At 70.4% G+C, this 20,760-nt stretch carries 15 protein-coding genes and 1 pseudogene; 7 read left to right on the top strand and 9 right to left on the bottom strand.

The features are described from left to right. Window positions 1–26 precede the first annotated feature (26 nt). The 4 genes from MF672_RS15920 to MF672_RS15905 all read right to left on the bottom strand — a co-directional run bounded on the left by MF672_RS15920 (window position 27) and on the right by MF672_RS15905 (window position 4,589). Window positions 27–2,834: an ATP-binding protein gene (locus MF672_RS15920; RefSeq protein ID WP_242376357.1), complete on the bottom strand. Its 2,808-nt coding sequence runs from the start codon at window positions 2,832–2,834 to the stop codon at window positions 27–29. A 112-nt stretch (window positions 2,835–2,946) separates the two neighbouring features. After that, a complete protein-coding gene (locus MF672_RS15915; RefSeq protein ID WP_242376356.1) occupies window positions 2,947–3,147 on the bottom strand; it encodes a hypothetical protein in 201 nt (66 codons plus the stop codon). Window positions 3,148–3,426: 279 nt separating this feature from the next. Further along, the gene (locus MF672_RS15910; protein WP_242376355.1) at window positions 3,427–4,011 is read right to left on the bottom strand and encodes a DinB family protein; all 585 of its coding nucleotides are present in this window, start codon (window positions 4,009–4,011) and stop codon (window positions 3,427–3,429) included. 281 nt (window positions 4,012–4,292) lie between these two features. Beyond that, window positions 4,293–4,589, bottom strand: a complete 297-nt coding sequence (locus tag MF672_RS15905) for a hypothetical protein (protein ID WP_242376354.1) — start codon at window positions 4,587–4,589, stop codon at window positions 4,293–4,295. 300 nt (window positions 4,590–4,889) lie between these two features. Between MF672_RS15905 and MF672_RS15900 the strand changes: the two genes are divergently transcribed. After that, complete coding sequence (locus tag MF672_RS15900) at window positions 4,890–6,137, top strand: coiled-coil domain-containing protein (RefSeq protein ID WP_242376353.1); 1,248 nt, start codon at window positions 4,890–4,892, stop codon at window positions 6,135–6,137. A gap of 209 nt (window positions 6,138–6,346) precedes the next feature. On the opposite strand, the gene MF672_RS15895 is transcribed toward MF672_RS15900, so the two are convergent. After that, the gene (locus MF672_RS15895; protein ID WP_242376352.1) at window positions 6,347–7,282 is read right to left on the bottom strand and encodes a tyrosine-type recombinase/integrase; all 936 of its coding nucleotides are present in this window, start codon (window positions 7,280–7,282) and stop codon (window positions 6,347–6,349) included. Between the two features lie 317 nt (window positions 7,283–7,599). Here MF672_RS15895 and MF672_RS15890 point away from each other — a divergent pair, with 317 nt between their 5' ends. The 4 genes from MF672_RS15890 to MF672_RS15875 all read left to right on the top strand — a co-directional run bounded on the left by MF672_RS15890 (window position 7,600) and on the right by MF672_RS15875 (window position 12,886). Further along, a complete protein-coding gene (locus MF672_RS15890) occupies window positions 7,600–7,818 on the top strand; it encodes a DUF2933 domain-containing protein (RefSeq protein WP_242376351.1) in 219 nt (72 codons plus the stop codon). Further along, window positions 7,815–10,580 carry a heavy metal translocating P-type ATPase gene (locus MF672_RS15885; RefSeq protein WP_242376350.1) on the top strand — a complete coding sequence of 922 codons (2,766 nt, stop codon included), beginning with the start codon at window positions 7,815–7,817 and terminating at the stop codon, window positions 10,578–10,580. Before MF672_RS15890 ends, MF672_RS15885 begins: the two co-directional genes overlap by 4 nt. Before the next feature lie 122 nt (window positions 10,581–10,702). After that, window positions 10,703–11,191, top strand: a complete 489-nt coding sequence (locus tag MF672_RS15880; RefSeq protein ID WP_242376349.1) for a hypothetical protein — start codon at window positions 10,703–10,705, stop codon at window positions 11,189–11,191. 102 nt (window positions 11,192–11,293) lie between these two features. After that, window positions 11,294–12,886 carry a multicopper oxidase family protein gene (locus MF672_RS15875; protein ID WP_242376348.1) on the top strand — a complete coding sequence of 531 codons (1,593 nt, stop codon included), beginning with the start codon at window positions 11,294–11,296 and terminating at the stop codon, window positions 12,884–12,886. A 71-nt stretch (window positions 12,887–12,957) separates the two neighbouring features. Here the strand turns inward: MF672_RS15875 and MF672_RS15870 are convergent, their stop codons facing one another. Next, window positions 12,958–13,626 carry a class I SAM-dependent methyltransferase gene (locus tag MF672_RS15870; protein WP_242376347.1) on the bottom strand — a complete coding sequence of 223 codons (669 nt, stop codon included), beginning with the start codon at window positions 13,624–13,626 and terminating at the stop codon, window positions 12,958–12,960. Between the two features lie 301 nt (window positions 13,627–13,927). Here MF672_RS15870 and MF672_RS15865 point away from each other — a divergent pair, with 301 nt between their 5' ends. Further along, window positions 13,928–14,191, top strand: coding sequence for an SHOCT domain-containing protein (locus MF672_RS15865; RefSeq protein WP_242376398.1), 264 nt, complete (start codon window positions 13,928–13,930; stop codon window positions 14,189–14,191). A gap of 80 nt (window positions 14,192–14,271) precedes the next feature. On the opposite strand, the gene MF672_RS15860 is transcribed toward MF672_RS15865, so the two are convergent. The 3 genes and pseudogenes from MF672_RS15860 to MF672_RS15850 form a co-directional block, all read right to left on the bottom strand. Next, complete coding sequence (locus MF672_RS15860) at window positions 14,272–15,624, bottom strand: phenylacetate--CoA ligase family protein (protein ID WP_242376346.1); 1,353 nt, start codon at window positions 15,622–15,624, stop codon at window positions 14,272–14,274. Between the two features lie 201 nt (window positions 15,625–15,825). Next, window positions 15,826–17,799 (bottom strand): annotated as a pseudogene (locus tag MF672_RS15855) (Tn3 family transposase); the annotation flags it as partial. A 975-nt stretch (window positions 17,800–18,774) separates the two neighbouring features. Continuing rightward, window positions 18,775–19,131 carry a hypothetical protein gene (locus MF672_RS15850; protein ID WP_242383574.1) on the bottom strand — a complete coding sequence of 119 codons (357 nt, stop codon included), beginning with the start codon at window positions 19,129–19,131 and terminating at the stop codon, window positions 18,775–18,777. A gap of 513 nt (window positions 19,132–19,644) precedes the next feature. Here MF672_RS15850 and MF672_RS15845 point away from each other — a divergent pair. Next, on the top strand, window positions 19,645–20,757 hold the full coding sequence (locus MF672_RS15845) for a hypothetical protein (protein WP_242383575.1): 1,113 nt from the start codon (window positions 19,645–19,647) through the stop codon (window positions 20,755–20,757). The last annotated feature ends 3 nt before the right edge of the window (window positions 20,758–20,760 follow it).

Raw genomic sequence — 20,760 nt, 5'->3', positions numbered from 1 at the left:
ATTCGGCTAGCTATGCGGGAGATCCCTCAATCCGCCGTGGCGGCGTCCCCCATGAGGGCCAGCTCGATCCGCGAGCGCAGGCCCAGCTTGCGCAGGACCGAGCTGAGATGCCGCTCCACCGTCTTGGCCGACAGGAACAGCTCCTGCGCGATCTCCTTGTTGGTCCGCCCGGAGGCGGCCAGCCGGGCGACGTCCCGCTCGCGGGGCGACAGGGCGTCGCCGTAGCCGCGGGTGCCGCCCCGGTGCCTGGCGGGCAGCGACAGGCCGCGCTCGCGGGCCAGCCGGGCCGCGCGGTCCAGGTCCCAGCGGGCGCCGAGCGCCTCGTAGGCGTCGATGGCCTGCCTGAGCTGCTCGTCGGTGCCGGCCCGCTCCCTGGCCTGGGCAGCCTCGTACGGGCAGTGGACGGCGTCGTACAGCTCGGCCGCGGCCGTGAAGTGGCCGCCGCGGGGGTCGAGGAAGCCGCGGGCGTGGCGCAGCGCGGCGGGAGCCAGCGGCGCGGCCAGGCCCGCGAGCGCCTGCTCCGCGCGGGTCACCAGGTCCGCGGCCTGTCCGGCGCGCCCGGCCGCCACCATCGCCTCGGTCAGGGCGGGCAGGATCCGCACCTCCGAAGGCCGCAGGCCGCGCTCGAACCACGACTCGGCCAGCGGCAGGACCTCCGCCACCGTCCTTTCCGGCTCGCCGCGCGCGACGGCCTGCCGTAACAGCGCGGTGACCAGCAGCGACGTCTCGTCCATGTTGCCAGGGACCTCGATCATCACCTGGCGGATGCCGGACTCGGCGCCGGCCGCGTCGGTGCGGGCCAGCGCCAGGCAGGCGGCCACGGTCGCCGTCGCGTACCTGTCCTTGGGCCGCTCGCTGAGCCGCTCGGCCAGCAGGGCCGTCTCGGTGGTCAGCCCGTCCCAGGAGCCCGCGCAGTAGTCGGCCACCGCCAGCGCGGAACGGCATCGGTCGATCATGTCCCCGCCGCTCACCTCGGCCAGGGGAGCCGCGCCCTCCAGGGCCACGCGTAAGATCGTCTGCGCCTGGACGTGGTCACCGACGAAGGCCAGCGCGGAGCCGATCGAGTAGTAGGCGTTGACCTTCGCCCGGTGCCAGGCCTGGTGCCCGAGGCTCCCGCGCACCTCCTCGATCAGCTCGGCCCAGCGCGGATCGCCCATCAGCACCATACTGCTGGTGATCTTGCCGAGCACGAAGATCTGCAGGTGCGCGTTCCTGACCGCGGGCAGGACGGCCAGCGTCCTGTCCATCCAGCGCCGGTCGGCGGTCCTGGCGTCCCGCCCCATGCTCAGGACGGTCATCATCCGCACCGCCAGCTCGGGCTGGGCCTCGACGTCCAGGTCCTCCACCGCCGCGGCCAGCGCCTCGAACCAGGGGCCGGGGCTCTGCCCCGTCGCGTCCTTCAGGTAGAGCATCAGCAGGGTCAGCTCGGCGCGGACCACCGGTGAGGGAGCCTGGTCCAACGCCAGGGCCAGCAGGTCGATGACGTCGGGGATGTGCAGCAGCCCCTCGGCCGCCCAGGCGAGCTTGATCGTCAGCCGCCCGCGGTGCTCCGCCTCCAGCGGGGCGTGCCGCAGGACCGCCTCCAGGATCCTGACGACCTCGGCGTCGTCGCCCAGCCGCCGCGCCTGGTCGGCGGCGCGTTCCGCGGCCTCCACCCACTCCGCCATGTGCCCGGCGCGCCGGTGGTGATGGGCCAGCTGCCCGAGCGGCACCGACGGCATCGACCCGACCGCGGCCGCGGCCCTGGCGTGCAGGTCGCGCCGTCGGGCCGCCGGGATCTCCTCGTACACCGCCTGCGCCGCAAGGACGTGCCGGAACGCCGCCGTCTCGCCGCGCGCGGCCAGCAGCCCGTGCTCAACCGCCTCGTCAAGCCCGTCGAGCGCGCTCTCGTACGGCAGGCGGGCGGTGGTCGCCAGCACCTCGACCGGCATCGGCTCGTACAGCACCGAGGCGGCCCTGACCACCGCCTCCGCCTGCGGCGACAGGCGGCCCACCCGCTCCAGCACCGGGTCGCGCACGCCCGCGGGCACGTCCAGCCTGGCGATGGTCCTGCGTGCCCATTCGCCGCCCCGGTGCATGAGCGTCCCGCGCTGGCGCAGCAGCGCCACCAGCTCCTGCACCGCCAGCGGGACGCCTGAGGCCCGCTCGCACAGGTGCTCGGCGAAGTCCAGCGAGACCTCCTCGGTGCCCAGGATCGCCGCCGCCAGCGCCCTGGTCTGCGCCACGTCCATGGGCGCCAGCCGTACGCGGGCGTGGGCGACGGCGCGTGGCAGGCGGGCGGTCACCGCGCGCAGGTCGGCCGAGGCCTCGTCGGCGCGGTAGGTCAGCACCACGGCCAGGTCGCTGGGCGGGTCGGACAGCAGGTAACCCAGGAACTCCACGGTCTGCTCGTCGGCCCAGTGCAGGTCCTCCACGACCAGCACCGCCTGGCCCAGCGCGCGCAGGATCTCACCGAGGCCGCGGAAGACCCGGTGCCGCTCCCCCGCGCGGTCGTCCAGCGGCTCGGGAGGTTCCGGCAGGCGTTCGGCCAGCTCGGGCAGGAGCGGGCGCAGCGCGCCCGCGACCTTGGACAGGCCGGTCAGGTCATCGGACACCTCGCGCAGCGCCTCGACGATCGGGCCCAGGGGGAACGGCTCCCTGATCCTGGCGCAACCGCCGGTCAGGACGCGAAGACCGGTCCGCGACAGCTCGCCCACCAGGCGGGTCTTGCCCATGCCCGCCTCGCCCTCGACCACGGCGACCGCCGGAGTGCTGGTGACGGTCTCGGTCAGCAGGGCCAGCTCACCGGCACGGCCGACGAGCGTCGGCGAGATCATCGGCCGCTGATGGATCACGTCTGTTCCCTGCTCGACCCAATGCCTAGATCACACAAATACCACAAAATCCCCTTTCCGGCCCGCCCCTTTCAGCCGTCAGCGCGCACCCACGAGGGATGCGCGAGACCGATCACCAGACGGTCGGGCCGGCCAGCTCCTGAGCACGGAAGCCGAGCCGTCGCGCGGCCCCCACGCCGATCACGACGTGGTCCTCGAAGTCCCCGGCCAGGACCGTCTCGCGGACGTGGGGCAGGCGTCCCCACCGGCAGGGCGCCACTTCGCCACCGGGCGCGAAGACGTGGTCGACGTACCGGATCCGGTAGCCCGGCACCGGCCCCCTTGAACCCCTTTGTGAATCCGTGCAGACGTGCCTCGGTGCGGGCCTCGGTGCGGGCGGCCATCTACCACCCGGGCAACGTCGGCTGCCGGCCGACCGCATCGACCCGTTCGCTGCCCGTCTCCGACCCGCGCTCCACCACGACGACCCAGCGGGTCCAGGGTCGGAGGACCTTTCAGCAGGCCAGAGGCCGATGATCATACCTTCGCGTAGGCCGTGAAGTGGACCGGACGCAGCTCCGTCCTGGGCAGGACCACGGTGACGCGATCGTGGTCACCCCTTGGCTTGTGCGGCAGCCCTGGCGATCCGCTCGATCTTCGCGCGGTAGGCGGCGCGGGCTTCCTCGTCGATCGCCACCTCGTGTTCGGCGCGCAACCCGGTCCGGCCGTCGAGGCCCTCGCGCAGGATGTCGGCGTGCCCGGCATGCCGGACGGTCTCGCTGAGGACATGGAGCATGATGGCGAACAGGTTCGTGTTCGGACAAGGCTCCGGCCACCACGGCACGTGGCCGGGGGCGTCGAGGGGAAGCTCCTTGATCGTCGCGTCCGAGTGTTCCCACGTGCGCCGGTAGAACGCGATGATCTGTTCGCGGGTCTCGTCTTCGGCCGCCCACTGATCGCTGCCGTCGGAGTCCTGCCACCGGGTCAGCGGTTCCGGGGAAGGACGGTCGAAGATCTCGCCGAAATACCTGGCCTCGACGGTGGCCAGGTGTTTGACCAGGCCGAGGAGATTGGTCCCGGTCGCTGTCAAAGGCCGGCGGGCGTCGTATTCGGACAAGCCGTCGAGTTTCCAGAGCAGCGCCTCGCGGTCCCGCCGCAGTCTCCCGTACAGGTGGTCCTTCGCGAGCTCGTCGATCACGAGTCACGATCCTGCCAGACTGCGCCGACCGCATGCGCACACGACTTCGATGCCGGAGGCGTCTTGCTGATCTTGCCGAGAGACGTTCGGTCCAAGTGAATGAGGTCACCCCGATCTGTACACGGCCGTCCCCTCACCGAGGCCGCGCCAACTGCAGGTCGAGGTTAGCCGGAGATCGCGGTCAAGCATGCCGTCGAGTAGGAGCATGAGATCGGTGGCTTCGGGGACGCCGAGCCTGGCGAAGATGCCGAAGGCCTGTTGCAGGCAGTCCATGCTCCTTGTCACGCTGCCAAGGGCCCGCAGGGGCTCGCCGTGGGGTGGCCGATGTCGCGGGAGACTATGAGCGCCTGCTCGGCGTGGCGGACGGCCTCGGGATGGCGTTCGGCCGCGAAGAACGTCTCGGCCAGCCGCGAGCACACCCGCTGCTCCCAGTCCCGCTGCTTGCTGGCCTCGGGAAAGGCCAGGCACTCGACCCTGCTGAGGACGATGCCCGGTGATAGCGGGCCCGCGCGGTACCGGTGCCGCTGCCGGATTCCGGTGAAGATCGCCAGGCCCTTCTCCCGCGGCCGCGATGGCAACCGCGAGGCGCGCCAACTCACCACCGGGCACGGGCCCCGCCCGTCCGCATCCATAACTTGCGGGAATCTTTTCTTCTCGCAAGTTGGCGTCGCTTCCACCACGCGCAACACATCGACTTTTCTGAATTTGATTTTCTGGAAAATCAAAAATGATAGAGTCAGCGTGTGACTGCGGAGACCAGTGTTGTGACGCCTTGCAAGCACTGCGGGGCGCCGATTGAGCAGCGGCGAGGGCGGGGGCGGCCGAAGGCGTACTGCCCGGAGAAGGACTGTCAGGCGGCGGCCAAGCGGGAACGGGAGTTGCGGCGCGCCACCCCCGGCCTGGAAGGCGCTCTGGCCAGGGCCGAGCAGTTGTACGACCGGATGGAGAGCGGGCTGGCGGCGGCCATCGAGCCACTGGCGCGGGCTCTGGCGGAGGAGCTCAGCCCGGCCGGGGTCGAGGCGAAGCTCAGCGCGGTGCAGGCGGAGGCGCACACGCGCGTGGCGATCGCCCGTACGGAGCGGGAGCAGGCGTTCGAGCAGGTACGGCTCGCGCGGGAGGCGGCGGAGCACGCGCGCAGGCAGACGGCGGAGATGCGAGCACGGCTCGAAGAGGCGGAGAACGAGAAGGAGACCGCCCTCAGCGACGCCGAGCGAGCTCGGGAGCAGGCGTTGGCGGCGTTGCGGGAGGCGGCCAGCACCGAGCGGCAGGCGTTGCAGACGGCCGAGGAGGCGCAACGGCGGGCGGACCTCGCAGAACGGCGTGCTGCGGACGCGGCGCGGCAGGCGGAGCTGGCTGAACAGGCGCGGGATCAGGCCGCCAGGGAACTGGCCGAGCGGGTGGAGCTGGCGGACCGGCGGGCCGCGGAGGCCAGGGCGGAGGCCGCCCGGGCGGCGGAAGAAGCTCGGGCCGCAGTGTCCCGAGCGGAAGAAGAGGCCCAGGCGGCGGTGGCACGGGCGCAGGACGAGGCGCAGGTGACCGTGACGCGAGCCCAGGAGGAGGCGCAGGCGGAAGTGGCGCGGGCGCGGGAGGCGGCTCGCGCCGAGGTGGGGCGGGCTGAGGAGGCGGCGCGGCAGGACCGGGAGGAGCGGGACCGGGCTCGGGAGGAGGCCGTGGTCGCCGTTCGGGAACGTGAGCGGGCCGAGCGCGAGCTCATCGCGGCCCAGGCCCGGGAGGAGGCCGCGGCGCAGGAGCGGGAACGAGCGCTGGAACGGGCCGTCGCGGCCGAGCGGGCGGCAGCGGAGGCCGGGCGGGACCGGGCCGCGGCCGTGCAGGAGGCGGAGAAGGCGGCGGCCGAGGCCGGCAGGATGGCCGGGAAGGTGGCCGAGGTCGAGGAGAAGGGAGCGGCGGCGCTGGCGCGGGAGCGCAAGGCCGTGACGCGGGAGAAGGCGCGGGTCGAGGCGACGGCCAAGGAACTGGACGAGGCGCGGGCGGAGCTGCGGTTGCAGCGGATGCGGGTCGAGGATCTGCGGGCGGAGCTGGAGGCGGCCCGGGCCGAGGCGGCGCAGTTGCGGGAACGGGCGGTGGCGGCGGAGCTGGCAGGCACTACACGGAACCGATCAGATTGAACAACTGGACATGCTCGTCACGACGTGGAAGGGGTCATATCCCTGATGGGGGGCAGACCAAGTACGGGAGAAAGGGATAGTCATGTCGCTGACTAGGGTGACCACACGGCTCCATAGCTGACGATGGCCCGATATTGGTGGACAGCCGTTGCCGCTGAGAAGGATCTTGATCCCAGTCAGCTGAGGCTGCTCTTGGTTGTGAAGATTCCTCAGCGCGCTGTTCGTTCGCGCCGCCGCCGGGCGGCGCGAATCTCGGCGTCGGCGACCTTGTCGTCCAGCAGCGCGTACAGCTGTGTCGTTTCCGTGGAGGCGTGGCCGAGTCGTCGGCGGACGGCCTCGATGGAGACGCCGGCGTTGATGAGCTCGGTGGCGTGGGCGTGGCGCAACTGGTGGATGTCGATCTCCACGCCGGCCTGCGCGCAGTAGCCCTGCCAGCGGTGGTGGGCGGCGTCGTAGGACAGCGATCCGCCGCGGCCGTTGATCGAGGCCCGGAACAGCGGCCCGGCGGTGTAGCCGGCGCGGGCCAGGTAGAGCTTGAGTAGGGCGACGTAGCCGCGGTCATCCAGCAGGACGGTGCGCACGCTGCCGCCCTTGCCACAGATGCGGACGTGTTCGTCGTCCAGCCGCAGGTCGAGGTCTTCGACATGCAGGCCGCACACCTCGGCGGCGCGGGCACCGCACACGTAGGCGGTCTCGAACAGCACCCGGTCGCGCAGCCGGTCCAACGGCGCCTCCTTGCGCGGCCGCCGCGAGCAGATCACCGCCAGCACCCTGGCGACGTCGGCCGCGCTGGCGGGGCGGGGCAGGTTCTTCGGCGCCTTGACGGTGTCGATGCGGTCCATCGGGTTCGCCTGCAGGAGGTCGTGCCGGACGGCCCACTTGGTGAAGGAGGCGACGGCGGCGCGCTTGCGCTTGCGACTGGCCGGCGACAGCTCGGCGAGCCCGGCCAGGAAGGCGCGGATCGGCGTCGCGGTTAGCTCGGCGAGGTCGTCGCCGTGGTGGGCGGCGAAGGCGATCAGGTCGCCGCGGTAGGCGCGCCGGGTGTGCGTGGAGCGCCCGGCGTTGGCCAGGTCGGTGAGGAAGTCGTCGAGGTGCGCGGCGAGCGGGTGGGAGCGGCCGAGCTGCTCGGCGATGACCGGATCCATCGCGCCAACCCACCCCATCCTCGAAGTTGCCAGATAACTCGGAAACGAAGCTGCCGCGCCAGATGGCCGGCGCCCAGCTCGCGCCGGAGGCGTGATCGCTATCTTGCCAGATAACATGGATTATCTGGGAACTGGTCGCGGGGGCCATCGGGGGATCGCCTGGAGGGCGTTGGTCCCGCCGGTCCGGGACGTTGGTCCATATACCCCCTAGGGGAATACGGGCATGCTGGCTGGAGGAACCCCTGACGGGACGGTCCGGCGGTCCGGGCGGGTCGCGGTGCGGACCGTGCCGGGGGGACGCGCCCGAGGAGGTCGTGATGGTGAGGCAACATCTGATCTTGGCGGCCGTGGCCGTCGTGGTCGCAGGGGTGGCCGTCGCCGCTGGGGCGCCGTTCGGCACCGTCGTGCTGGTGCTGCTGGGGCTCGGCTGCCCGTTGATGATGGTGATGATGATGCGCGGCATGGCCGCGCACGACAAGGATCGTCCGCGTGAGCGGGATCGCGAGCGCTCCGGCGGCGGGGGCGAGGGGTCGTGAACGCCGCCGACTGGATCGTCATCGGGCTGGCGGGGGTTCTGCTGGCGGCGCTGGCCTGGTACTTCTTCGGCAGGCGCGGTGGCGGCCGGGCCGAGGTGCGCCAGGGGGTGCAGCAGGCCCGGATCGTCGTACGCGGGGGGTACTCCCCAGACGTGGTCCGCCTGCGGCAAGGCGTTCCCGCGCGCCTGATCTTCGATCGGCGCGAGAGCGGCGAGTGCACCTCCCGGGTCGTCTTCCCCGACTTCGGCATCAGCCGGCCGCTGCCCGCCTTCACCACGAGCGTCGTGGAGCTGGATCCCCGGCAGGTGGGCGAGTACGGCTTCGCTTGCGGGATGAACATGATCCGCGGCCGGTTGATCGTCGAACCGGCCGGGACCGTCGCGTCCGCAGCGCCCGGCTCGCCGGCGCCTTCGCAGGCTGAGCCGCTGAAGCACAGCGAGCCGCCGCAGGAGGTGGCGCTGCAAGACGTGGCACCGCTGCAGGACCTAGCACCGCCGAGGGACTCCGAGGCGGCCGAACGGCGTGCCGAGATCCGCGACCTGGCGCGCCGGCTGATGGTGGGCGCCGTGCTGACCGTTCCGGTGGTCTTCGCCGTGATGGCGCATGAGGTGTTCGGCGCGGCCTGGGTGCCGCTGGCGCTGCTGAACCCGTGGCTGCAGCTGGCGCTGAGCACGCCGGTGATGTTCTACACCGGCTGGCCGATCCACCGGACGGGCTGGCTGGCTTTGCGGCATCGCTCGGCGGAGATGAACAGCCTCATCACCCTGGGCACGTGTGCCGCCTACGGCTACAGCCTGCTGGTCACCCTGGCTCCCGGCGTGCTGCCCGAGCAGGCACGCGAGGTCTACTACGAGGCCGTCGGGGTGATCCTGACGCTGATCCTGCTCGGCCGCCTGCTGGAGGCGCGGGCCAAGGCGGGCACCGGTGAGGCCATCCGCAAGCTGATCGGCCTGCAGGCCAGGACCGCCCGGGTGATACGTGACGGAGAGGAGAGCGAGATCCCGGTCGAGCAGGTACGGCCGGGGGACGCGGTGCTCGTGCGCCCGGGAGAGAAGGTCCCGGTCGACGGGGTGATCCTGGAGGGCCGTTCGACCTTGGATGAGTCGATGGTCACCGGTGAGTCCATCCCGGTCGACAAGGGGCCCGGCGATGAGGTGGTCGGCGCGACGGTGAACCAGAGCGGCGCCTTCACCTTCCGCGCCGACAAGGTGGGCGCGGAGACCATGCTGGCGCAGATCATCCGGCTGGTGCAGGCCGCGCAGGCCTCCCGCGCGCCGATCCAGCGCCTGGCCGACCTGGTCTCCGGCTACTTCGTGCCGGCGGTGATCGCGATCGCGATAGTGAGCTTCGCCGTGTGGTTCATCGCGGGCCCGCCGCCGGCGCTGACGCTCGCGCTGGTGGCGGCGGTCGCGGTGCTGATCATCGCCTGTCCGTGCGCGCTGGGCCTGGCCACCCCGCTGTCCATCATGGTGGGCACCGGCAAGGGCGCTCAGGCCGGCATCCTGATCCGCGACGCCGCGGCGCTGGAGACCGCGCACAAGCTGCAGGCGGTCGTGCTGGACAAGACCGGCACGATCACCCGCGGGCAGCCCGCGCTCACCGACGTCCATCCGCTCGGCGGCCGGACGGCCGAGGACCTGCTGCGGCTGGCGGCTGGGGCCGAGCGCGTCTCGGAACACCCGCTGGGCCGGGCCGTGGTGGAGGGGGCCAGAGCGCGGGGCCTGCCGCTGAGTGATCCGGCGCGGTTCGACTCGGTCACCGGTCAGGGCGTCGTGGCGAGCGTGGACGGCCATCGGGTCCTGGTCGGCGGCGCGCGCCTGCTCCGCCGCTACGACGTCGACGCCGTCCCGCTGGCCGGCATCGCCGAGCGGCTGGCCCGGGCCGGACGGACACCGATCATGGTCGCCGTGGACGGCGAGCCGGCCGGCGCGCTGGGCGTGGCCGACACCGTCAAGGACGACTCGGCCGCCGCGGTCGCCGCCCTGCGGCGGCTGGGCCTGAACGTCATCATGATCACCGGGGACAACCGGCGCACGGCCGAGGCCATCGCCCGTCAGGTCGGCATCACCCGGGTGCTGGCCGAGGTGCTGCCCGACCGCAAGGCCGCCGAGATCGCCCGCCTGCAGGCCGGCGGGCTGCGGGTGGGCATGGTGGGCGACGGCATCAACGACGCCCCCGCGCTGGCCCAGGCGGACGTGGGGCTGGCCATCGGCACCGGCACCGACGTGGCCATCGAGGCCTCCGACATCACGCTGATCTCCGGCGCGCTGGCCGGGGTCGTCACCGCCGTGCGTCTGTCCCGCGCCACCATGCGCAACATCCGGCAGAACCTGTTTTTGGCCTTCGTCTACAACGTGATCGGCATTCCGGTCGCCGCCGGGGCGCTGTATCCGTTCCTCGGCATCCGGCTCAGCCCGATGATCGCCGCCGCCGCGATGGCGCTGTCCTCGCTGTCGGTGGTCGGCAACGCCAACCGGCTGCGCCGCTTCACCGCGCCACCCCTGGCTCCCGCGCCGATCCCTGCCGGCCTGCCCATCACGGTCGACACCCCCACCGACCCTCCCACCGACGCCCCCGATCAGGCCCCCGATCAGGCCCTCGGCGGGCCTGCCCCGGCGACCGATCCGGTATGCGGGATGCGTGTCGACCCACAGACCGCCGCGGCCGCGGCCGAGCGCAGCGGCGTCACGTACTGGTTCTGCTCGACCGGCTGCCGCGACGCCTTCACCGCGGCAGGCTCGCCGCCGCGCTCCCCGTCGTGACCGACGCACAGGTCGTCCTCCCCGCCCGCGTGAGCGAGCAGGCTCGCCAGCCCCATGCTCGCGCCACGGGCGATCCGCCGAACCCACGACATCCCCGGCCGGCGATGCATAGCCTCAAAGGCGTGGGGCGCAGACAGCGCGGCGGGCTCAACGGCGGGCGGGTCAGCTTGCTTTCGCCGTTGCTGGCCGTGCTCCTCGCAGTGGGTCTGGCCGCGATGCACACGCTCGGCCACATCGGCGGCCCCGCCCCCTGCCATTCCGCCGGTCGCCAGCCCGCCCACTACCGTCTGGCCCACTGCCATGACGCGTACGCCCCTTCCGCCGCCCCCGGCGACGCCGGCGGTCACCGATCCCCGGCGTCGGCGACACACGGCGGTACGACGCACGGTGGCGAAGACCCGGGCGGCGAAGACCCGCGGGGCGACGCCGCGGCGGTGTGTCTGGCGATTTTGGCGGCTCTCGTCGTGTTCGCCGTGCCGCTGCTGCACCTGGCCGGCCTGATCGTCGCGCGTACGCGCGATCGCCTGCCTGCGGAATGGCACCTGGCCGCAACGCTGCGCGGCCCACCAGCCGCGCTCGTGCTGATGCGAACGGTCGTCCTGCGGACCTGAAGGCGCCGGACAACGGACCCCTCAGGGCCCTGCGCCCCACCGGTCCGGCCGCCACTCATCCGTGAACACGACCATCAGCCGACCATCAGCGAGGCATCCATCATGCACATCGATCGACGTACCCTGCTCCGCACTGCCGGCCTCAGCCTGCTGGGCGGGGCCGCCCTGACCGCCTGCGCCAGCGCGCCCGCCGCCAGGCCCGCGTTCGTCACCCCGACCGGCGCGCAAGTGAGCGCCGCCGAACGAGCGCGCCGCCCCGGCGCGCTCCGCGACGTCCGCCTGACCTCCGCCGCGACCCAGGCCGACCTCGGCGGCCTGTCCGTGCGGACCTGGGCCTACGACGACGCAATCCCGGGCAGGGCGATCCGGGTCCAGGCCGGCGAGGTCATCCGCGCCCACCTGACCAACCGGCTCCCCCAGGACACCAGCATCCACTGGCACGGCCTGGCACTGCGCAACGACGCCGACGGCGTGCCCGGCCTCACCCAGCAGCCCATCGCCGCCGGGACCGAGTTCGCCTACCAGTTCACCGCCGCCCGCCCCGGCACGTACTGGTTCCACCCGCACTCCGGCACCCAGCTGGACCGCGGCCTGTACGCCCCGCTCATCGTGGAGGACCCGCACGAGCCGCTCGGCTACGACGAGGAGTGGATCGTCGTCCTCGACGACTGGCTGGACGGAATCACCGGCACCCCCGAGGAGGTCCTGACCGAGCTGTCACGCGGCATGGGCATGAACCACGGCACCGGCACGACACACGACATGCCCGACATGCCCGGTATGGACCACAGCATGGACGGCATGGACGGCATGACTCCCGGCGCCTCGGCCACCCCGTCCGGTGGCCGTGGGGGGCACATGCTGATGGGCGCCACCAGCCTCCTGCTCGGTGGCGACGCCGGCGACGTGCGCTATCCGTATTTCCTGCTCAACGGCCGCATCCCCGCCAGCCCGCAGACCTTCCGCGCCCGGCCGGGAACCCGGCTGCGGCTGCGGATCATCAACGCCGGCGGCGACACCGCCTTCCGGGTGGCGCTGGCCGGGCACCGGATGACCGTCACCCACACCGACGGGATGCCCGTCCGGCACGCCGAGACCGACGCGCTGCTGATCGGCATGGGTGAACGCTACGACGTGCTGGTCACCCTCGGCGATGGCGTCTTCCCGCTGGTCGCCCTGGCCGAAGGCAAGAACGCGCTGGCCCGCGGCCTGATCCGCACCAGCCCCAGCGCTGCGGCCCCCGGTGCCGGGCTGCGCCCCGGCGAACTGGACGGCGAGCTCGCCGGCTACGCCGGCCTACGCCCGGCCGAAGAAGCACGGCTGCCTGCCAAGAACCCCGACCGCACGATCAAGCTGGAACTCACCGGCGGCATGATGGCCTACGACTGGGCGATCAACGGCAAAAAGTACGACCCGGCGGCCATCTCAGCGGCCATCTCACCGGTGCGATCAGGCGAACGCGTCAGGCTGTCGTTCGTGAACCGGACCATGATGTGGCATCCGATGCACCTGCACGGCCACACCTTCGCCCTGGCCGAAGGCGGCATCCGCAAGGACACCGTCATCGTGCTGCCCAACAGCCGGCTCCAGGTCGATTTCGACGCCGACAACCCGGGCCTGTGGATGATCCACTGCCACAACGTCTACCACGCCGAATCCGGCATGATGACCCTCCTGGGCTACCTGCAGCCCTGACGAAGGGCCCCGGCGACGGCCCCGTCACTGACCAGGGCCGGCGCCGGCGCCGGGCTCAACCGGTCGCAGGGTCAGCCGGTCGCAGGGTCAGCCGGTCGGGGCTCAGCCGGTGCGGCCGGCGGTTTGCGCGCGGCCAAGCGCTCGGCGATGCCCAGCTTGAAGCGGTCACGGCGCTCGACCGACAGCCCGTGCGCGGCCAGATGGCGCAGCGGGCGGCGCAGGTAATGCTCGCCCGCCAGCGGCACGGTCGCCACCTCCGCCAGCCGCTGGATCGCGCGAACCAGCATGTTCGCGCCCGCCACGTGATCGGCGAGCAGCAGCAGTCCTCCGGGACGCAGTACCCGGACCATCTCCGCGACGGCCTGCCGGTCGTCGCTGATCGAGCACAGCGAGAAGGTGCACACCACCACATCGAAGGTGGCGTCGGGGAAGTCCAGCGCCCGGGCGTCCCCTTGGCGTAGGTCCGCCTTCAGTCCCAGCTCGGTGGCGCGGCGGCGGGCGCGGGCGAGCATGGCCGGGCTCCACTCGATGCCGGTCAGCCGGACGTCGCCGGAGTAGAGAGGCAGGTTCATCCCGGTGCCGACCGCGACCTCGAGCGTGTCGCCGTGGGCCTGCCCGCAGATCCACGCGCGGGTGTCGCCGAACAGCCTGCGGTCCCAAAACCGCATCTGCCGATCGTAGGACGCGGCGACCCGGTCCCAGTAGCGCCGATGACGCTCATCACGCGCCGTGCTGTTCATCACGTCTCCCCTCCGGCCTGCGGCCGGGGACGGCCTCTCCTGGCGATTGTCACTCCGCACACCGCCCGGCGACAGCCTGCGGCCCATCCCGAGGACCATCGGCGATGGTGGTAGGGCCGCAAGTCCCACCTCCCCCTCACCCCCGAGCCGCCCGGCGGGAGCAGTTGCGGCCGCCGGCCGAGGCGCGGTCACCGGCACGGCGTGGTTACCAAGGACCCTCCTCCCCGGGGCGAAGGTCCCTACCTCGGCAAACATCTGTTCACCGACGATGAGAGAATCCGATGAACCAGAGGTGATCACGATGATGTGGTGGGGCTATGACCACATGACCGGCTGGGGCTACGCGCTGATGGGCCTGACGACCGTGGCTTTCTGGGCGCTGGTGATCACCGCGATCGTCCTCGCGGTCCGCGCCGCGCGCAGGGCCACAGGACCGCTCAGCCCGCCCCCGGCCGCCGAAGAACTGCTGGCACAGCGGTACGCACGCGGCGAGATCGACACCGAGGAGTACCACACGCGCCTGGACACCCTGCGCGGCAGGCACGACCACTTCGCCGGCAGCTGAGGACCGCCTGCCGGCAAGGTGATCCGCATGAGCGGCTTGGTCACACAGCCAGGCCGAGCCGGCCCCGCACCGTGCGCCCGTCACGTCGAAGCGGGCGGGGCCACGATGAGCGGGCGTTTGCCGCCCGCGCCGGCCGGAATGGCGTCCACCACCTGCACGTGGACCTCGGGCGGGAGCACACCCGCGGCGGTGAGGGCAGCCGAGACCGCGTGCGCGGTCCCGCCCGGATCGAACCCGCCGCCGGGCGTGGCGACGAGGAGCTCCAGCCGCCCGCCCTGCCGGCGTACCTGCCACCCGGCGGCATCCAGCAGATCGAGCACCTGGTGGAAGACCACCGGATGGACGCCGACCACGCCGCCACCCGGCGCGGGCAGGCTCAGGACGTCGTCGGTGCGCCCCTCGATCGACCGCAGCAGCCGGAACGGCCGCCCGCACGGGCACGGCCCGGCCGCCAGACGGACCCGATCGGTCATCTCGTAGCGAATGAGCGGCAAGGTCCGGCTGAACAGCACCGTGACCAGCAGCCGGTCCCCCTCCACGCCGACGGGAACGCCTCGGTAGCCATCATCGACGGCCTCGCAGATCACCAGGTCCTCGAACAGGTGCATGCCCTGGTGGAGGCCGCACTCGGCGGCGATGCCGCCGGTCTCGGTGGCGGCATACACGTTGAAGGGCGGCACCGCCCAGGCACGCCCGGCCCTGTCCCGGCTCTCCTCGGTGAGGACCTCCGAGGAGGAGTTGACGGCGCGTGGCGCGATCCGCAGCCGCCCGGCCAGCTGCTCATCGGCCAGCATGCGGATCATCGACGCGTACGCCACGAGCACGTCCGGCCTGAGCTCGTTGAGCCGGGCAACCAGGTCCGGCAGGGGAGAGGCGGCGTCCAGACGGACGCTCTTGAGGAACGGGCTGCGCACCGTGGCCGCCACGCGGGCGGACTGATGCCAGGCGGTGGTCGAGCTGACCACCGCCATCGAGGCCGGATGAACAGGTCCGGCGCTGATGCCGGCCCACTCGTTGGCCCGGGCGTAAGAGGCGATGACGGTGGCCCACTCGCGGGCATCGCTGGGAATGATGCTCATACGTCCCGAACTGCCCGAGGTAGCCGACACCCAGTAGCGTCCCCGAAAACGCTCCTCACCGTGCAACGTCTCCAGATACGCCCGCACCCCGGACAGCCGCACGCCGGCCACGGTACTGATGTCGTCGAAACGATCCATCAGATCGGCCTTGGTCAGCACGGGCAGCTCGGCCAGCGGGGCGCGCTCCAGACCCCGGTGGAAGCGGCGGTAGAACGGTGAACGGGCGTAGGCGTACTCGCGCAGCAGCGCCAGCCGGCGCCGCTGATAGCCGACCAGCCGGGCCGCGCTCCACCCCTCACGGCCACGCAGCACACTCCGCAACCACAGCACACGAGCAATCATCCACACATCCACGCCGGCCCTCCTGACTCCCCGCCACAGCGGGCAGACCCGCAGTGGCGAGGGACTCAAGCCTCGTGTCCGGCATCGGCCCGCCGCCTCGACCAGGTGACCAGCGGACCACCTCGGCACCGAACTCCCGCTCCCCCATCGTAGGAAAGGTGCAGGCGAGAGAGACACGGCCCACCACCTGACGGCCACCAGCCCGCGCCCGGATCAAGCGGCCAATTCGACTTCGGTGAAGTCGACCTCCTTCAGCAGGGGATCGAACGGATCCGGCCGGTGACGCAGCTCGTCGGTGGCGTACGCGCCGAAGCGGCTGATGTGGGCGCGCAGGTAGGGCGCGATCTGGCCGAGCTGATCGGCGGTGATCTGCCAGCCCTCGGCGACCAGCTGCCGAACGATGTCGGAGATGTCCAGCGCGTTGTGGAAGACGACCAGGTTGGCCAGCAGGGTGTTGAATTTGATCAGTTTCTCCTGCTCTTCAGGATCGTTGTCGGCCAGCACGCCGCCGAAGCCGAGCCACTTGGAGAGCCCGTTGTAGGACTCGACCTTGTTGGTCGCCGCGGTGACCCGGGCCCGCAGCGCCGGGTCGGCCAGATAGCGCAGCAGAGCGACGGTACGTACGCTGCGGCCGACCTCGCGGAAGGCCTTGTAGATGCGGTTCTTGCGGGAGTTGGAGCGCAGCCGCCGCATCAGCGTGGCCGAGCTCAGCCGGCCCTCGCTGATGGAGATCGCCACCTGCATCAGGTCGGCCCAGTGCTTGTCGATCAGCTTCCAGTCGATGACGTTGCGGCCGCTCTCGCCGAACAGCTGGTCGATGTGCGGGTAGGTGATCTTCTCGGAGGCGCGGAAGAAGATCAGGTCCTTGAAGTTGCGGATGCGTGGCATCAGGTCGAATCCGAACAACGTGGCCAGGGCGAAGACCGGGAAGTTCTGGCCCTGGGTGTCGGCGTGCACGGTGGAGGGCTGGATGTCGGAGGCATTCGCCAGCAGCCCTTCGATCAGGTGCACCGCCTCCCATACCCCGCACGGGATGAACCGGGAGAACAGCGCGACGTAGGTGTCGGAGATGTAGTGGTAGGCGATGCCGCCGAATCCTCCGTACCGGATGCTGGTCTCGGCGAGCAGATTGTCGATGTAGGTGTCGACCTGGGTGCCGTCGGCGGCCACCGTGCTGCCGTCCCCCCATGCCTTGACCACGTCCAGCTCGGCGAAGGCGTTGACCACGTCGGCGATCGCGGCGTTCAGCTTCTTCAGGGTGATGTGCCGGTTGCGGACCGTGGACAGCTCGCGGGCGGTGACGCCGGCGATGTGCTTGGCCGCCTCGTACGGGCCGATGTTGATGCCGCCGGTGAACACGGCCAGCGAGTATCGCCCCAGCTTGTCCTTGATCTTGGGGTCGGAGCCGGAGGCGGGGCCGAAGTGGCGATACCAGGTGAGCCAGTGAGCGGTACGCGCGACGATCGACAGCAGGGAGCGTTCGGGCATGCGCCGTTCGATCTCGGCTGCCAGCCGTTCGGCCTCGGCATCGCTGCCCTTGCCGCGGCGGCGTTTGAGGGTGGGCACGCCAGTGTCGTCGATGATCAGGTCGGCGTTGTCGAGGTAGCCGGCGTCCAGATGCGCGGCCGCGCTCAGGTGGGCGTCCTTGAGGTGGGCGACGAAACCGGCGGGAGTGTCGGGCAGCCCGACCTTCTCACAGAAGGCGGCCAGCTTCGGCTGGCACTCTTCCCAGGGCAGCAGGTGGGCGCTCCAGTCGGCGTACTCGCCTGAGCCGAGCACGGCCACGTCGCCGGTGCGCAGTTCCTCGGCCAGGTAGCAGAACACCATCGCCTCGAAGTGCCGCCGTGCCACCATGCCGGGACGGCGCCGGTCGGTGACCGCGCGCCGCCAGTTGCCCGAGGCGAACGCGATGCCCGACTCCGGCTCGTCCTCCTGCACCGCCGGCGGCAGCGGGATGAAGTCGCGCCGCTTGGGTGCGTGCTCCCGGGCGTGCGCCAGCGCGGCCAGCACCGAATCGTCGCTGGAGGTGGCCTTCAGTTGCAGCTTGCCTGCCAGCTCGAACAGCGCCGGCCGGTCCTTCTTGAAGAACCGGTACACCAGCAGCTCATGCGCATCGCCGTGGAAGGCCGCCACCTCCTCGATGTCGGCCAGCTGTGCGGCGAACCCGCCGGCCTGCTCCACCGCCGCCCGCACCGCCTGCACGCTGTGGGTCTGCACCACGAGCGCCGACAGCATCTCGCCCAGCGCCTGGACCTGCCCGGCGCCCGCCGCGCAGGAGGTCACCGCCTCCATGGCCCGCGCCACCGCCTCGGCTCCGGCGGCCGTGCGACTGCGCAGGGGCCTCGTTCGAGCTTCGACAGATGGAGGGGAAGAACTACTGCCTGCGCTGGATTCGGAGGGTTGAGCGCGGAGGCGCGATGGCGGAGACGGATCGTTGGTCGGGCGCAGTGGGGGCAGCTCTTTGGACAGCTCTGCTCATGGGACATCTCCGATGAAGGGGCCACGCTGGGACAGCCAGCAGCCTGCCACTACGTCGGACTCCATCGCCGACGCAACGGAGCCGCGACCGTTCATCGCGCTCTACGTCCCCGCCATCCCGTTGGATCGGGAGAAGAGCCGCCGGACCGCCGGTCTTCCTAGTCCTGAGTTTGTACGTGAGGTGCTTCTCCGCACGTATGGCTCATGGGAGGCAGTCAGGGCAAGCCCGGACGGGCTTCGATGCCTCGCTTACTACCTGGAAAATCGCATCTCTTGAGCTGGGGTGAGGCGAGACGGCCCAGCCGGACCGCTCTTGGGACACCTCACCCCAAGCGGCGGCAAGGCGGTTGAAGTTCCTCTCCCGGCAGGGGTGAGGCGCCCGCGTTGCCGCCGCACATCGTTGCAGGCCAGTGTTCGGTATCCGAAAGGAGGTGACCGCTGGCGTCCTGGTACGACCGGCGTGAGCGGCGAGGCCGGCGGAATGGCCGAAGGCCACCCGTAGGGCGAGCGCAAGCGAGTTCGGCCGGCCTCGCCGCGCCTGTGAGACGAGGAAGTGTGGATCACACTCAGAGGCGGCGTCAGTGGAGAAGGTCGTAGATGGCTATGGGGAATTGTCTGGTTCGTGCCGCCAAGCAGTTCCCCACGCCTTCACGGCCGGAGGTGGCTACTCACCCTGCTGGGCTGTCAAACGACGTGTGCGCAGGTGGTGGGTACGTAGCCGTACTTGCTGCCGTTGCTGAGGCGTCCGGAGATGACCTGATGCCACTCCCGTCCGGCCCTGCCGCACTTGCTGGCGTAGCGCATGTTCTCGTTCCCTACGACGTTGCAGACTCCCTGAAGCAGGGTGCCGCGCCTGACGACCCTGATGGGCGCTCCGTTCGGGAACTGACGGATTGCGACCTTTCGTCCAGTGATCTGGACCTTCTGGCATGGTGCCGTGGTGGTGTGTGCATAAGCCGGACTGATGGCGGGCGCGGCGCTGATCAGAAGCGTTCCGCAGATCAGGACCACGAGCGTCCTGCGCCCTTTCACTGAAGCCATCCCTTCCTCCTCATCGGTCGAAGCCTTGGTTATAACTGTTTGTAGTTAAGCGACTTCGCTTCGCTTGTTGTAGGGAGTGAGCGAGGGGCAGACGGGACTACAGGGGGCGTGCGGGAACTGGTGCGTCGGGGCGGATGCGCGCAGGCGGGCGGCGAGGAGCGTGGTCACGGTGGCGGGGGCGGTCGGCGGGCGGCGGGTTGCGCTCGCCGCGCCGGTTGGCGCGGGCCGGGACCGGCCTCCAGGCCGCATGCCCGGATCCGCTGGCCGGGCGGCGCGGCGAGCGTCGCCCGCCGGGCGGCGGCGGCGAGCGCTGCCGCCCCTTGATACCCATAAGAATAATTCGGCAACTTGACTCTTCGCTTTTCGGCCATATGCGGCGTCCGAGGACGGCGATGATTTAAGTTACGAATGCCACTGATTGCTTACCTGATCTCCGGCGGGGGTGGACCTGTGCCACCTGGCGGCTAAGGTGGCTCTTGTCGCGAACCCATCGGCCGCAGGGAGGAAAACGCCGTGACCGAAATGACTGGCGAGGCTGCGGAGCTAGCTGAAGAGGGAAGCTATTCCAGGGTCAAGCTCCTGCGCAGGCTGGAGAAGTCGCCTCGCTCGCAAAGGGTCGAAATCATTAGTAGAAATGTAAGCGACCTGATCGGTCAGGGCTGTCAGGTGTGGCTTACGGAGTTGGCGGCACTGGCGGAAGAGGTGCGTCTGACTGTACCCGAACTGCGGGCGCTGACGTCAGACCTGAGCTGGGCAAGTCGCGAGGCTGGCGAGGATATACCAACAGAGTCAATCAAGCCTGTGGAATTTGTGGACCTTGACTTGCTTCGACTGATCACCATTTACACCAGAGGGCAACGTTTTCGGTTCGACTTTAGGTTCCGCCTGCTCCATGAATCTGCGCACATATGGCTGCGGGAGCATGACGACGCTTTGATTCGCGCCTTCGGGGCGTTCGCGGCGTTCGGACTTCGGGAGCCAGATGGACGGCACATGTATATGCAGTCTGTTGAGGCTGTGGACGCCGATCAGGTGAGCCGTCATGTGTGCCTCGACGGCCTTTGGATCGGGTACTACCTTCCCGACCAACCGCAACTGATTCTCGCTCTGTCGGGCGACATGATCGGGCGCGGTGAAGCCGGAGGAAATTTGTATTTTCGGCGAGCCCGTGCGTTCTCTCGTCTCGGTGAGACGGAAAAGGCGTTGGCCGATGTATATCGAGCAATGGACATGCTCGGCTGCGGCAACAATGCCATTCATCAGGACTATGTTCGGGAGTGGCAGATTATCGAGGCCAGAGCGGACCTGGAGAAGGCTGGCGATGATCTCGCCCAGAGGCTGGCGACCGAGCTAAGAAGTCGGGCCGACAAGCATATTCATAAAGCCATACAGGACATGGAGGAGAGGGTTCGCAGCGCAGAAAGACTCGTCGGAGACGGGCTGCTCAAGGTCGTGGAAATCCTTGGATTGTTTGTCACGCTCGCAGGCTTCGCAGTGGGCGGCGGTTTCGCCATGATGAAGACACAGACATGGTGGCAGATCGTTGTCACCATTGTGCTGATCGGCCTGGGGTCTCTCGCATTCTTTGCACTGCTCCGGATTGTCATGCGATTCAGGAGGGAGTAACGC

Source organism: Actinomadura luzonensis (genome assembly GCF_022664455.2).
GTDB lineage: Bacteria > Actinomycetota > Actinomycetes > Streptosporangiales > Streptosporangiaceae > Nonomuraea > Nonomuraea luzonensis.
The sequence above is the reverse complement of the archived record's forward strand: the minus strand, read 5'-3'. Positions and strand labels throughout refer to the sequence as shown.

Bases quoted from the DNA above. Each gene is read 5' to 3' on its own strand.
- MF672_RS15895 (WP_242376352.1), bottom strand. From the start codon at position 7,282: ATGGATCCGGTCATCGCCGAGCAGCTCGGCCGCTCCCACCCGCTCGCC.
- MF672_RS15890 (WP_242376351.1), top strand. From the start codon at position 7,600: ATGGTGAGGCAACATCTGATCTTGGCGGCCGTGGCCGTCGTGGTCGCA.
- MF672_RS15875 (WP_242376348.1), top strand. From the start codon at position 11,294: ATGCACATCGATCGACGTACCCTGCTCCGCACTGCCGGCCTCAGCCTG.
- MF672_RS15870 (WP_242376347.1), bottom strand. From the start codon at position 13,626: ATGAACAGCACGGCGCGTGATGAGCGTCATCGGCGCTACTGGGACCGG.
- MF672_RS15865 (WP_242376398.1), top strand. From the start codon at position 13,928: ATGATGTGGTGGGGCTATGACCACATGACCGGCTGGGGCTACGCGCTG.
- MF672_RS15850 (WP_242383574.1), bottom strand. From the start codon at position 19,131: ATGGCTTCAGTGAAAGGGCGCAGGACGCTCGTGGTCCTGATCTGCGGA.